Origin of the sequence: Mycobacterium sp. (genome assembly GCF_035274705.1) — a bacterium.
GTDB lineage: Bacteria > Actinomycetota > Actinomycetes > Mycobacteriales > Mycobacteriaceae > Mycobacterium.
The window spans coordinates 32,030-46,191 of record NZ_DATENY010000043.1 but is presented as its reverse complement, the minus strand read 5'-3'; the positions used below and the strand labels follow the sequence as shown (position 1 = coordinate 46,191).

The 14,162-nt window shown below is 65.2% G+C and carries 12 protein-coding genes; all 12 read right to left on the bottom strand.

Annotated elements, in window-relative coordinates:
* On the bottom strand, window positions 1-1,218 hold a 1,218-nt coding region (locus VJV41_RS11030; protein ID WP_325333565.1), incomplete at its 3' end, for an MCE family protein.
* Entirely contained in the window at window positions 1,215-2,246 is a 1,032-nt protein-coding gene (locus tag VJV41_RS11025; protein WP_325333563.1) for an MCE family protein, read from the bottom strand. The genes VJV41_RS11030 and VJV41_RS11025, both read right to left, overlap by 4 nt.
* A 52-nt stretch (window positions 2,247-2,298) precedes the next feature.
* Window positions 2,299-3,660, bottom strand: a complete 1,362-nt coding sequence (locus VJV41_RS11020; RefSeq protein ID WP_325333561.1) for an MCE family protein — start codon at window positions 3,658-3,660, stop codon at window positions 2,299-2,301.
* 4 nt (window positions 3,661-3,664) lie between these two features.
* On the bottom strand, window positions 3,665-4,522 hold the full coding sequence (locus VJV41_RS11015; protein ID WP_325333559.1) for an ABC transporter permease: 858 nt from the start codon (window positions 4,520-4,522) through the stop codon (window positions 3,665-3,667).
* Entirely contained in the window at window positions 4,519-5,292 is a 774-nt protein-coding gene (locus VJV41_RS11010; protein ID WP_414684934.1) for an MlaE family ABC transporter permease, read from the bottom strand. The genes VJV41_RS11015 and VJV41_RS11010 overlap by 4 nt, the downstream gene beginning before the upstream one ends.
* A gap of 535 nt (window positions 5,293-5,827) precedes the next feature.
* The gene (locus VJV41_RS11005; protein WP_325333567.1) at window positions 5,828-7,399 is read right to left on the bottom strand and encodes a class I adenylate-forming enzyme family protein; all 1,572 of its coding nucleotides are present in this window, start codon (window positions 7,397-7,399) and stop codon (window positions 5,828-5,830) included.
* 68 nt (window positions 7,400-7,467) lie between these two features.
* Window positions 7,468-8,337, bottom strand: coding sequence for a fumarylacetoacetate hydrolase family protein (locus tag VJV41_RS11000; RefSeq protein ID WP_325333557.1), 870 nt, complete (start codon window positions 8,335-8,337; stop codon window positions 7,468-7,470).
* A gap of 164 nt (window positions 8,338-8,501) precedes the next feature.
* Window positions 8,502-9,512, bottom strand: coding sequence for an AraC family transcriptional regulator (locus VJV41_RS10995; RefSeq protein ID WP_325333555.1), 1,011 nt, complete (start codon window positions 9,510-9,512; stop codon window positions 8,502-8,504).
* Between the two features lie 278 nt (window positions 9,513-9,790).
* Window positions 9,791-10,054 (bottom strand): hypothetical protein, encoded by a 264-nt coding sequence (locus VJV41_RS10990; protein ID WP_325333553.1) that lies wholly within the window; start codon window positions 10,052-10,054, stop codon window positions 9,791-9,793.
* Window positions 10,055-10,364: 310 nt separating this feature from the next.
* Complete coding sequence (locus VJV41_RS10985) at window positions 10,365-11,207, bottom strand: cupin domain-containing protein (RefSeq protein ID WP_325333551.1); 843 nt, start codon at window positions 11,205-11,207, stop codon at window positions 10,365-10,367.
* A gap of 85 nt (window positions 11,208-11,292) precedes the next feature.
* Entirely contained in the window at window positions 11,293-12,492 is a 1,200-nt protein-coding gene (locus VJV41_RS10980; RefSeq protein WP_325333549.1) for a DUF3500 domain-containing protein, read from the bottom strand.
* Between the two features lie 27 nt (window positions 12,493-12,519).
* Window positions 12,520-14,103 carry an FAD-dependent monooxygenase gene (locus VJV41_RS10975; protein ID WP_325333548.1) on the bottom strand — a complete coding sequence of 528 codons (1,584 nt, stop codon included), beginning with the start codon at window positions 14,101-14,103 and terminating at the stop codon, window positions 12,520-12,522.
* Window positions 14,104-14,162: the final 59 nt, after the last annotated feature.

The window sequence follows — 14,162 nt, the reverse complement described above, 5'->3', positions numbered from 1 at the left end:
CGGCGCGGGCAGCGGCTCACGGTACGGGTAGCAGCCGGTCGGGCCTGGCAACGGCAGCCCGGGCGGGCCGCAACCCTGATCGCCCGGATTGCCGGTGATGGCGTCGGGCAGGGTCAAGTGGGGTTCGCCGCCTTGGCCTGTCCTCGGGTACGGCACGGGCAGCGCGGGTGTGCCGGGTTGACCCGCCGCAGGGTCGGTGCGTTGGGAGGGCAGCAGCACGTTGGGGTCGAGCCCAAGGTCGGAGAAGGCGGCATCGACGAATGGTTGAATCCACTGTCCGGGCAGCAGATTGGCGACGTAGGCCTTGAAGAACGGGCCCGACGCTAAGGCCTCGCCGAGCGAGAGAGCGTAGCTGCTCAGCAGTTTCAGGGACTGCTCGATCTGCCCTTTGCGATTGTCGATGGTCGCAAGCACGCCGTTGAGTTTGTCGACCGCCGGTTTGAGCGTGCCGCGTTGCTCCGAGATGAATCCGCGCAGTTGCTGCGCGAACGCCGAGACGTTGGTCGACAGTTGGTCCAGTTCGGTGCTTTCGCTGCGCAATTGGGCCAACAGCGCGTTGCTGTCACGGATAAGCCCAACGATCTGATCGGTTCGTTCGGCCAGCACGGTGGTGGCCTTCTTCGCATTGGCGAGCAGGTTACGCAGCTGCTCGTCACGCTTGTTGAGGGTGTCGGAGAACCGTGCCACGCCGTCGACGGCGATTTTCAGTTGCGGCGGTGTGTCTTTGAGCGTGTCGCTGAGCACCCTCAAGGAGTTCGACAACTGGTCGGTGTTGAGGCCGCTGATGGTGGTACTCAAATCACCGATGGCGTCGGGCAGTTGGTAGGGCGAGGTGGTCCGTTGCAGGGGGATTGTGACCGACAGGTGGCCGCCACCGCGGGGGGTTACGACCAGGGTTTTGTTGCCCAGCAGCGTCATCGTCTTGATCGCCGCCTCGGTCTGGTCTCCCAATCGGATGTCGTCGGCAACGGTGAATTTCACCAGGACACCCTGGGGTTGCAACGAGATGTCCTGCACCACTCCGGTCTTGGAGCCCAGGACTTGCACCGGCGCACCGGCGGTCAGGCCACCGGCGTCATCGAAGAACGCCGAATAGGTGGTCGTCGACGAGAGGAACGGCAGTTTCTGAAAGTTGAAAGCAGCGAACGTGATCGCGGCTAGTGCGATCACGCCGATCGCGCCGATGAGGAAGGGGTTGCGCTCGCTGAAGGGTTTCATCGCGGCGTACACCTGCCCGAGCTCTGCCCGGCGATCTTGACGTACACCGGCTGGCCTCCCTTGCCGTTGACTTTGAGCACGAGGTCGCACAGGTAGAAGTTGAAGAAGTCACCGGCGAGGCCTTGACGGCCCAGGATGCGGTACGCGTCGGGCAGGGTGGCCAGGAGGTTGTCGAAGTAGTCGTGGTCGGCCAGGACCGTCGCCGCGGTCCGATCGGTCTCGTGGACGACTTTCTGTAGCGGTGGGCGCACATCGGCGAGCAGGTCGGCGATCGTACCCGACGCTTCGCTGGCGTAGCCCAGCCCGTTGGTGACGTCCTCCTTGCGCTGGCTGAGTGCCTGAACCAGTTGCGACAGCGAGTCGACCGCAGTGCCGAATTTTTCGCTGCGCTCGCCGAGCGACCCGAGCACCGCGTCCAAATTGAGGACCACCTGACCGATCAGTTCGTCGCGATCGGCCAATGTGCTGGTGAATGCGGCGAGCTGGGTGAGCACCGAACCGATGGTGGGACCTTGGCCCTGGAAGGCTGCGATCAGCTGTCCCGACAAGGCGTTGACCTGCTCGGGATCCAGTGCCCGAAACAGTGGCCGGAAACCGCCGATCAACGCGTCGAGGTCGAGTGCAGGAGCGGTCCGATCGGCCGGAATCGTTTGTCCAGCAGTCATTTTGGCGACTCCTCCCGCTCCCTCTTCAAGCGCGAGGTAGCGTCCGCCGATGAGGTTGTCATACCGGATCGCAGCCTTCGTCCCGTTGGTCAAGACGACGCTGGGGTCGACCCCGAAGGCCACCAGCACGGTGTTGTCGTCTTTGACCTTGACGCGCTGCACCTTGCCCACCTCCACGCCGGCGATCCGGACGAAGTTGCCGGCTTCCAGTCCGCTGACGTCGGAGAACAGGGCATTGTAGGAAACGTCGTTGGAGAAGCGCAGCTGCGCGAACACCGCCAGCAACCCGAACAGTCCGGCAGCGCACACGACGACGAACGTCACCACGCGAATAAGCAGTCCAGACAACGCTATTCGGCGCATCGGCGCATCACCTCGTTCCCTTCGGAGTTCGTGTTGATCGTTGGCCCGGCAGCTATGGCTGCGGTGTGGCGGAGACGGCCGGTGGCGCCGGTATCGGCGGAACGCCGGGGTACAGCGGTGTTCCGTCGGGGCCGTACTGCGGCGCTCCGTAGGGTGGCGCGCCCGGGTACGGAATGGGCCCGGGCGCAGGCCCGCCGGAGTAGCGGATGCTCGGCGGTTCGGGCACCGCACGCGTGACGGGGAAGTAATTCGCCCAACCGGGGAATCCGATGCCGGGGTTGGGCCGCACGTCCAGGCCGGTGCCCCAGCCGGTGTTGGCCACCAGGTAGCGCACGGGCCAGTTCTGGGCAACATCGGGCAGCGATCCGCATCCTGGTTTGCCTCCGGGACCGCCCTTGGCCGCATTGATCGGCAAGTTGTCCGGGTAGCGATACGGGTCGTCGCCGAGCAGTATCTGGGCGTCCATCACCAGCGAGTTGCCGTTGGCGCCGCCGGCGATGTCTTGATAGCCGGTGTCGATCGCGACCTTCGATCCGACGAGCACGCAGGTCAGTTCCGGGTTGTACTTCATCAGCAGGGCTGTGGTGGGCGCGAGTTGAGTAGCCGACGCCACGAGGTTGTCCTTGTTCGGTCCGATCAGGGTGATTCCGCTGTGCGACATCCCGGCGACGTTGACGAGCAGGGATTCGAGTTGGCGGGATTGGTCGGTGATGGTGGTGCTCGTGGTGGTCATGGCCGACAACGTGTCGATGATGTTCCGCGCCGCCCCGGCGTAGGTGTCGCTGAAGTCCCGGATTGCCCGCCAATCCTCGCGCAGCGTGTCGGATCGTGAATTCAAGGCAACCAGAACATCTTTGGCGCTGGTCGTGGCTTCGCCGATTCGCTGCCCCTGGCCTCTGACCCCATCGGCGATGGCCGACAGCACGGCGTTGAGCTTTGCGGGGTCGATCTGCTTGATCAGCGCGACCAGGTTCTGGAAGACGGTGTTGACCTCGACGGCGACGTTTTGCGACTGCAGTACCGCTCCGGCCGAGATCCTCTGGCTCTCAGGGTGTTCGGGGGTGATCAATTCGACGTACTTGGCTCCGAACACCGACGTGGCATCGATGCGCGCGGCCACGTTGGCCGGGATGTACTGGATCTGATCGGGATCGAGTTCGAGTTGCAGGGTGGTTTGGCCGGTACCGCCAGCTACGGTCGCGACCCGGCCGACCTGAACACCGTGCATCTTGACCTTGGCGTAGGGCTCCATGACCAGCCCTGAGCGATCGGAAGTCAGCGTTACCGGGATGGTCGGCGTAAACGAGCGATTGAAGGTCCCGTAGGTGAGGGCCAGCGCCGCGATGACGCCGATGACCAGCAGTGCAGCAAGCCATTCCGAGCGGATTCTGTGATGGTGAGTGTCGTTGAGCACGTGACTATCCGGAGAAGTTGAAGTCGCCGGTCTGGCCGTAAAGGGCGAGCGTGACGAGCAGAATCACGAGCACGCCGACGACCAGCGAAGTCCGGGTGGCGCGTCCGACTGCTTCACCGACGCCAGCTGGTCCGCCTCGGGCAATGAAGCCGTAGTACGTGTGCACGAGCATGATGACCACGGCCACCGTGATCGAGATCAAGAACGATCGCAGCACATCGTCGGGGTTCAGGAAGGTGTTGAAGTAGTGGTCGTACACGCCGGTGGCCTGGCCGTAGACGACGGTGGTGCCCAAGCGGCTTGCCGTGTAGGCGAACAACAAAGCGATGTTGTAGAGCGGCATCACGACGATCAGGCCGGCGAGAAGCCGGGTGGAGGCGAGGTAGGCGACAGACCGGATGCCCATCACCTCCAGCGCGTCGACTTCCTCGTTGATCCGCATGGCACCCAACTGGGCGGTGGCGCCGGCACCGATGGTCGCCGCCAGTGCCACCGCCGCGGTGCACGGAGTGACGATGCGCGTGTTGAGATAGGCCGACGCAAATCCCACCAGGGCGGTGATCCCGACTTGGGAGAGCTGGTTGTAGCCCACCACCGCCACGGTGGCTCCGGTGGACATCGTGAGGAAGGCCACCACCGCCACCGTGCCGCCGATGATCGCCAAAGCGCCGGTCCCGAAGCTCATCGACGCGACTTGGCGCATCAACTCACCCCGATAGTGCGTCGCCGCAACGCCTACACCCGCAATGGTCTGGCCGAAAAACCGGGTCTGGTCCCCCAGGCCGCGCCAGAACGTGGCCAACGTGCCCGCCGTCCTCGTGGCACGCGGGAATCGTTGGCGGACAACCACTTCAGTGCTCATTTTGTGATCTCGAATCCGATTGCGGTGGCGATCAGGTTGATCAGGAACAACAGCACGAAGGAGAAAACGACCGTTTCATTGACGGCGTTGCCGACTCCCGCTGGACCACCACCAACGTGTATTCCCTGGTAACACGCGACGAGGCCAGCCGTTAGCCCAAACAGCGTGGCCTTGACCATCGAGACGAGAACGTCGCTCAACCCGGTGATGAGCGTCATGCCGGCGACGAAGGCGCCCGGGGTGACGTGCTGCAGGAACACCGAGAAGAAGAATCCGCCGACGAGCCCAACCAGCGTCACGAGCGAGAACAACAACAGCGAAACCAACGTGGCCGCCAGAACGCGCGGCACGAGCAAGGCCCGTATCGGGTCGATGCCCATCACCTTCAGCGCATCGATCTCCTCACGGATGGTTCGCGCTCCCAGATCGGCGCAGATCGCCGAAGCACCAGCCCCCGCGACCACCAGGACCGTCACAAAGGGCCCAATCTGGTTCACCGCACTGACCGCCGCACCGGTACCCGAGTTATCGGCCGCGCCGAACTCGATGAGCAGCACGTTGAAGATGAACACCGCCATGACGACGAAAGGAATCGACAACAGCAAGGCCGGCACCACGGACACGCGTGCGAGAAACCATGTCTGCTCGAGAAATTCTCGCCACGCAAACGGTGGCTTGAATATCGCAATCACGGTGTCCAGTGACTGCGCGAAGAAGCCGCCCACACTGCGCAGCGGTTTGGCGGCCGCCGCCTCGGACCAGCGCTGCACGCCCGGCTGAGCCGTCGACACACGCCCAGCGTCCGCGGTCACGAGGCCGTCGTTTCAACTGGATTGGCTCGCACGCGACCCAATAGCACTGTCCCGTACCGATTTTCACGTCTCAAGCCGCGACTTGCGATCAATTCACCGGCAACCAGCGTTGGGTAGTCGCGCTCATTGCATGACTCGCGACGTGCGCGATGCGCGGTCACGCTATGAACGCCCGCGCAGGCGGCGCTCCATCGCCAGCTCGGCACGCGAGAGCCGCCGCTGGCGGGCCCGCGACTTGTGGCGGCCGCGAGTTGCATCAGAGCCCTCCCTGTTTCGTGATGCCCATCACTCTGCGAGTCCACCGACCACGCCGCTATCCGCGATGCGCGGCCTTATCCGCTTCCCGCAGTCGGTTCGCGGCTACCGCGTAGGCCTGCGGCAGCAACGCAGCAAGCGCAGGTCGGCATGACCGCAAGCAGCCTGATCTCTGGAGATCACCATGAACGGCGACGCGGACGCCGGCGCCGCCATCGGTCGAGCGACGAGACGCGGTTCAGCGCAATTCGCGTCGCAGGATCTTGCCGGCGGCGTTGCGGGGAAGCTCTTCGACGACGTCGATCACTCGGGGGTACTTGTATGCGGCCAGTTGGCCCTTGCAGAACGCGATGAGTTCGTCGGGGGTCGCGGCCATTCCGGCGTGCAGCGACACTACTGCCTTGACCGTCTCGCCGCGGTAGGCGTCGGTCACACCGACCACCGCGGCCTCCCGGACCGCAGGGTGATCCATCAGGACGTCTTCGACCTCACGGGGCCATACCTTGTAGCCCGACGCGATGATCATGTCCGACTTGCGGTCGACGAGGTAGAACCAGCCGTCGTCGTCCATCAGTCCGACGTCGCCGGTGTGCAGTTCACCACCGATGATCTTCTCGGCGGTCTGCTCGGGCTTGTTCCAGTAGCCGGGGGTGACCTGCGGGCCGCAGACGAGCAGCTCCCCTATCTGTCCGTGAGGTAGGTCGGCACCGTCGTCGTCGACGATGCGGGCCTGGGTGTTGAACACCGGCACACCGATGGACAGCGCCCCCGTCGCCGTATCGACCGGAGCCGACACTCCGAGTGGGACGGCGTGTGTCGGCGAAGTGGTTTCGGTCATGCCGTAGATGTTGTGCACCTCCATACCGGTGCGGGCGCGGATGTCGTCGCGTACCTGCGGCGAGATCGGCGCGCCACCGGAATACACGGTGCGCAGCGAGGCGAAGTCCTCCGTGGTCGCGCCGGGCTGGCCGGCGATGTTGTTGAATGCGGTGATCGCGCCGACGGTGAAGGTGGGTCGGTGTTCACGTATCGCGTCGAGGACAACGCCGCCATCGAAGCGGTGCAGCAACACCAGTCGCGCTCCCAGTAGCAGCGACAGGCATACGTGGCCGACGAGCCCGGTGATGTGGAACAGGGGGGCGATTCCGAGGACGACATCCTGTTCGTCGAGTTTCATCCAGTCCCGGTAGGTCTGGCTGTTGAACGCAAGACCGGCCTGAGTGTTGATGGCGCCCTTGGGAACTCCGGTGGTGCCCGAAGTGTAGGTGAGCACCGCCGCGGCTGCGGGATCTGCCTGTACGGGCGGCGCGACGGCGCCCCGGTGCTCGGCGATCACCGCGTTCAGCCAACGCGTCCCCACCCTCGCCGGCGCCGATCCACCAGAGAATATTCGCGCGTCGTCGCGCGTCTGGTCGTCACGTGCGGAGGTGAGCAGAACATCACGCACCGCGGTCTGGCCACCGTTGATGACCTCGCGTGCCACCGAGTCGTAGAGGTCGTCGAGGCAGATGAGGGCAACCGCGCCGGAATCCTCGAGCAGGTAACGCAATTCGCGCGTCCTGTTCATCGGGTTGATCAACACTGCCACACCGCCGGCCTTCCACGCCGCCAACAATCCGACGACGAACGCCGGATTGTTCTGTGTGTAGAGGGCCAACCGGTCACCCGGTCCGAAGCCGCACTCGAGCAGCGCGACAGCCACGGCGCAGGACCGGGCGTCGAGTTCTGCGAACGACAGGCTGCCGTCGAAATAGGAGATCGCGATGTCGTTACCGCGACGCGCAAGAGTCGCCTCGAACGCCGCGAGCATGGTCTGGAAGTCAGGATCGATGGCCGGCGCTAGATCGTCGGGATAGGAGCGCAACCACGGCTGCTCAGTCACCGCGGACCCTCGGGCGCCGCGACGATCTCGTTGCGCAGTAGCCCCGCGCCCGAGACCTCGACCTCGGTGACGCTGCCGGGGGTGAGGAACAGCGGCGGATCGGCGACGAAGCCAACACCACCGGGAGTGCCGGTGACGATGACGTCGCCTGGGGCCAGGTCGGTGAAACCGGTGACGTAGCGCAAGATGTCGGTGAAGTCGAAGATCAAGTCCGCCAGCGTGGCGTCTTGGCGAATCTCGCCGTCGACGCGTGTGCTCAGGCGGATCGCGCGGAAGTCCGCGAACTCATCGGTGGTCACCAGAAGCGGGCCGAACGCTCCCACGCCGCGAAAGTTCTTGCCTGGCAGCCACTGGCTGTTGTGCAGTTGCCAGTCCCGTGCGCTGAGATCGTTGTAGCAGGAAAGGCCGGCGATCGCGGTGCGCGCGTCGGCGTCGGATTCCACCCGGGTCGTGGGCCGCCCGATGACGATCGCCACCTCACCCTCGTAGTCCAGTTGCTCGGTGTTGGGCGGAGCCACCACCGGCTGCCCGTGGCCGACGTGGGAGTCGGAGAACCGGCTGAAGATGGTCGGATGCTGCGGGGCATCGGCCTGACCGGTCTCCGAGCGGTGATCGGCGTAGTTGACTCCCACGCAGAGGATCTTCGCCGGATCGAGGATCGGCGGTAGGTACTCGATGTCGTCGAGGGACACTTGCGGCACCACGCCGGCGCTGCGCTGGCGCAACTCCTCGGTAAGGTCGTGGTGCAACAGAGTGCGGATCGAGTCGGCGCGGCCGTCGAGCAGCGTCGGCCCGTCGATGAGGCCGTCGCCCGACACGACGCCGAACGAGATCCGATCGCCCAGCCGGTACGCCAGCAGTTTCATCGGCTGCCACGACGATCGGTCACCGAATCCGTTTGACGGGTTGACATCACGCTCTCCTCGATACTGGCGGTGGTGTCCATCGTCGACGGTCGGCCGGACCGGCCGCTATCCGCTGGGCGCGGCGATATCCAGGCGGCGCACCCAAAGGCGCCGCGCGAATCCGGCTAGTTGCGGGAGGCGCGGGAGGCCTCGGCGCGGGCACCCTCCCTGGTTACCGAGGGACTGAACCCATAGCGCAGCCGGTAGTCGCGGGCGAAGCGTCCCAGATGTGTGAACCCACTGGACAGTGCGGCGTCGGTGACGGTGATCCCACGGTCACCGGCCAAGAGCCGGTGAGCCATGTCCAGCCGTGCGTCGCGCAGATACGCCGAGGGCGAGCGTCCGTGGCGATTCCGAAACCCGTCTTGCAGGGTGCGCAGGCTGACCCCGTGCAGTCGGGCCATGTCCGCAAAGTCGTAATCCTGCTCGGGTGCGGCCTGTACGGCCTTGGCCACCACGGCGGCAGCCCTAGCGGCCCGGCCCGGCGCCGGACGCACCAACATCTCGCTGGCCGAGTGCGGTTGGGCCAGCAACAGCGATGAAATGAACAACCGTTCCAGTTCGCCGCCCATCTGAGGTGGCAGCGGAAGACCCGAATCGATGCCGTCGACGGTTTGCACGGCCAGTTTCAGCGCGGAAGGCCACGTGGCGTCGGCCGGCGCGGAGAGATTGAAGACGATGCGGCTGCCGCCGCCCTCGCCGGTCAGGCGGCCGAAGGCCTGCTCGATGACCGACACCGGAATCTTGACCAGCATTTGACGTGTGCCCGGCGTGAATCTGGCGACGAACTTGCTCGTCGGCGACACCACGCACGCCGATCCGCGCTCGAGCAAGTGGGTGGTGCCGTGTTCGGTGGACACCTCCATCGTGCCGCGCAGCAGCACCATGCCGTAGAAGGCGTCCATGGGCTCGGAGGCCACGACCTCGACGATGCTGCGAAATTCGTGGTAGGCCAGCATGGTGTCGCCGATGCCGACGGCATGAAAGGCCCACCCGAAGGGTTCCCCGGACTTGGGCCGCAGGATGTGCGGAGTGACCAGCCGCGACGCCTCGCGCCAGCAGTGCCCGGCGTCGTCGGTGCGCGCCAGGACATGCCGCTCCAGCGGCTTTGCCGCAGGGCGCTCGTTCGCTGTCATCGTCGAGTTCATCGCAACCGCCTATCCGCGACGCGATGACGACACCGGCCAGCGGTCGGTCTGTTCATCGATTCGCTAAATCGGATCAACGCCGCATGCCGGGCGCCCGCCCGCATCGAGCGGCTCACGTTCTTGTCAGCGCGGACGAGATTGCCCGTGCCTGGTCTTCGGACACAGTGCTCCGGCTCCTCCGATCCGTCACGGCAGGGGGCCGCCCCCGGATGCTTATGATCCCGATCACAGCCTAGTGTGCACAATTGCTAAATGTGGCGCAACATTCACTTCTGGAGCGGGATGTAGCCGACCAGCAGGTGCGAGTCGTGATCCCCGCCGGTGTGCACGCGGATCGCCTTGCGCGACGGGTCGGGGACACCGGTACTGAACGCTGTATCGGGCAAGTTCCCGGACACGTGCAGTTCAGCGGGCTGCAGGTTACGCGCCGACAACAGCACTTGGAGTTGTTCGCCGGCACGCCAGAACATACCCAGCGGCCGGATGGGAATCTCGAGGGCGACGATGATGGCCGGGTCGCGGTCGAACACGATGTCGCAGCTGAGATTACGACCGTTCGGCGAGTCGGTGCTTCCACTGGTCAGAACGGATCGGCCCGGGGCGAATCCGCGCCACCGGGCCCCTCCGCCTCGGGTGGGATTGCGGGCCGAAAGAGCACGTCGTAGTCGTGTGTCACGCGAGATTCCTTCCGTTCGTCTCGTCCGCAGGGCGCCACCCCCTAACGGCGAGTGTGGTTGTCCTAGAGCGGGACGTCCGCGAAGTCCTCAGTGACGTTGGGCGCTTCTCCGACGAGGGCAACTTCGACATCGAGTCCCAATCACTGGTGTTGTCGGCCGCCGGTCAGCGCGACGCCGGGTCCCGGGCGGGTGCCTTGGCGATCAGATCATTGGGCCCGTTGTGGGTTTCACCGTTGAAGCAGAAGTCGACGCCCTTGTCCCAGGGCTCGTCCGGTACGGGCGCTGGTGCCAGGATGACGATGTGCCGTTCGGTCGCCGACCCACTGTTGTACTGGCGATGGGGCACGCCGGCTGGCAGCACGACGAGCGTGTCCGGCCCGACGACGTGGTGTTGTAGCGCCACCTCGACGGTCAGTTCCCCATCGATGACCAGGTAGTACTGATCGAAGGGGTGAATGTGCATACCCGGGCCGGCCGACCCGGCGTCCAGTTCGGCGTAGTTGACCACCGCGTGCAGGGATCCGCTGCCCGGGTCGGCGAGGGGCTGAAGCCGGAAGCCGGGCATGGCTTCTCGGAGGTGTTCGTCGTCGACGGAGCGCACGTAGCCCTGCTGGGTGGCGCGGTGCTCGGCAGGTACGTCGTCGACCGAGTCGACCATCAGGGCGATCGGTGCCCCCGGGGTCGGTGCGGGAATGATCATCTCGAAGTGATTCTCGGCTCCAGGGCCGTCGTTCCAGTTGCGGTGGGCAAGTCCGGCGGGAATGAACGCCAGCGTTCGTGGTCCGATGGTGTGAACCTGTTCGCCCAGTTGGAGATTCATGCGACCGTTGAGCAGGAAGTAGAGCTGGTCGCTGGTGTGGTAGTGAAGTCCGGGCCCACACCCGTTCTCCTGAATGACACTGTGAATGAACATCGCGTCCTCTAGGTGGGAGACGAATTGCGCTCGGTAGCCGGGGAATCCGGTGTCGAACGCGGCGGCGTCGTCGAACGGTCGGATGTATCGCATGATGGCCTCTCCGAGTCGGTTGGTGGACGGTGCCCGCCGTAGGTGCGGCCGTCGAGCCCGCCACCTGGCGGGGCGCGCCGTTCAGCTAGTGGTGGTGGGACGCGTAGTGCTGTGCCAGCAGATTCTTGCCATAGTCGCCGCCGTTGGGTGTTCGCACGATGGTGTGCACGTGGAAGGGTTCGGGGCTGTCGTTGTCGAGGAAGATTCCTGGATGGTTGTCGTACTCGACGAGCAGAACCGGGCTGTGCACTTTGTAATAGAACGGGTCCTCATCGCCGCTGCCGCCGATCCACGACACCCAGCTCTGATCCAGATGCGCCTCGACCTGCCGGCGTCGCGCCGGCCCGGCCGTCTCCGGGACGAGATCGAGGTGAGCGTCGATCATCGTCAGCAGCAGCCGGCGTTGGCTGGAGTCCAGCGCGTCTGCCCGCAAGCCCTCATAGGGCAGGACGAGGTTGTCTCGGCCGGCGCCGGCGCGGTGGCGTCCGTCCACGGCGCCGTTGAGGTGGTCCGGCAAGCAGTCCATCGAGTCGTAGAGCACGGCGTCCTGTCTCTGCGAGCTACTGAGTTCTGTGATGAATTCCAGTGCACGGGAACGGTTGTGGGCGAACAATTCGTCGCTGCGGAACTCGGCACCGAGAAACGTGGGAGTCACCACCACCTGACCACCGACGATCAGGCAGTGCACGTCGATGTGGTGGCCCGCCAGTTGCCATCCCCAGGGGGTATCCGTCGCGGGTGTCCCGAAGATGGTGAACCAGTAGCACCATTCGGTCAGCGTGTCGAGGTAGGCGTCGAGGAAACGTCCCAGCTCTGCGTTGAGCCGCATCGCACCGCGCACCCGGCGGTACCCCACCGCGCTGAGCGATCCACTGATCACCTCAAGTGCCGCAGAGCGGGCGCCGGCGTCGAGGTCCTCCAATCGAAGGCCGTGCTCGGGATAGGTCAAGAACGCGTTGGTCCACAGCTGCCAGTGTTGGCTGTCGATCGGCGAAACAGCTTGATTGCGTTGACTTTCGGGCAGCGCGTCCAGGTATGTGACGGCAGCGGTGGTGGCCGGTTGGGGGTTGAATCCCTCGTCGCGGAGCACGAACAGATCGGGAATCGGTGTGCCGTCGGCGGTGACGCCGACGAACGGTTGCTCGGCGGTCGCCTCGACCGGCGGCAGTGGTGCATCCCCGATCAGTCGCAGCATCTGCGCGACGCCGTCGGCGTCGGTGAAGTCGACACTGCCGGCCTTGAGCGGCAGGCCCGTTGGACGGGGTCGGAAACCGTGGTATCGCACGTTTTTCGTCCTTACTGGCGGTAGCGCTCAGCTTCGTAGGAGATGGTGTAGTCGGTCTTTGAAATGCTGAACTGCCACGGGGTCTAGATCGTCGCACCGCGCGAGGATGTGCCCGTCGGGCCGCACGAGCAGTGCCCCGTTCTGCGAGAGTCCAGTCAGCTCGATCCACCACTGTGGAATGTCGTCGTCATCGTCGATGGTGACCACCATGATCGGCGCATCGCCAAAATCGGTCTGCGACCAATTCGTGCAGCGCGTCAGCAGGGTGAACGTCTGGGGGTCCAGCAGGTCCAGCGTGGAGCGTGGCTGAGCGCCGATGGTGCACCACGCGTGCGGCATCCGATCACCTGGGTCGGCCCGCGGAACGTATCCCTGGGCACCGTCGTGCGCGGCGGGGGTTTCGGCGTAGCTGAACCCGATTTGCATGGCCAAGCTGTTGAGCCCGTCATACATGCCGGCGATGGCGGCGTCCCAGTCCTGCTGCGGGGAATCCTCGGCGAGCTGGAACACGCGCAGCGCTGAATCGGCGTTGGCCAGGCTTTGCGCGGTGTTTGCCTCGGCGACTCGGCGGCGCTCGGTGTCGTAGGTGTCGAGGATGGCGGCATTGGCCACGCCGCTGCGCACGGCCTTGATCTTCCAGGTCAGGTTGTGGGCGTCTTGAATGCCGGTGTTCAAACCGAGGCCGCCGCTGGGGGGAAAGCGGTGCGCGGCGTCGCCGACTAGGAAAACCCGCCCCTGCCGGTACCGATCGGCGACCTGAGCGGTCATCACCCACGGAATGACGTGACGCACGGCGATGTCGGACCGATCGACGCCCAGAGCGTCGACCACGATGGCACGCGCCTCGTCCGGGGAGGGCACGATCTCGGGGGCCATGAAGCTGAGGTACACCCATGTCCGGTCGATGTCGTACGCGATGAAGATTCCGGGGAGTTTGGCGCCGACCGCCCAATAGAACATGCCGGGTCGCTCACCGACGACGCTGCGCAGGTCGGCTTCGAAGTGGATGGTCAGGCAGGGTTGGACGTCGGCTTGGCCGTGCAGGCCGATGCCGAGGCTCTCCCGGGTTTCGCTGTTGGCGCCGTCGCAGGCCAGCGCATAGTCACTTTCGAGGCGATAGGTGTGCCCGTCGGGGTCGAGCACGGTCGCCACGGCAGTTTGGTCGTTTGTGACCAGATCCAGGACGCGGTGGCCGACCCGCAGGTCGATCAGCGGCGTTCGGCACGCCTCGTTCAGCAGCAGCTTTTCCAGCTGCGGTTGGCGCAGGTTGATCCGCGGGTGCGGAGTGTGGGTGTCGTCGTGCTGCTCGAACGGAATGCCGCCGAACCGTTTTCCCGTCGTGCGCCAGTCGAAGTAGGAGTAGCCGTCGTCCTCCGGCGGGGCGGCATGGGCGATCATCGCCTCCACGTCGAAGTCGAAGGCGCGGTAGATCTCCAGTGACCGGGGGTTCAAGACGTGTGCGCGCGGCGCCTCGGAACGCTCTGTGCGCCGCTCGAGGACCACGCTGGGTACGTTCTGCCGAGCCAGCAGCAGCGCCGTGGTCAAACCGACGGGGCCGCCACCGGCAACGATGACCGGTTCGCTGCGGTCGCTGAGTGAACGCTGTTTCATGGGTTCTTTCCTTGCGGGACGAGATGTCTCGGGCAGCCACAGGGCACGTCACCGAGGGG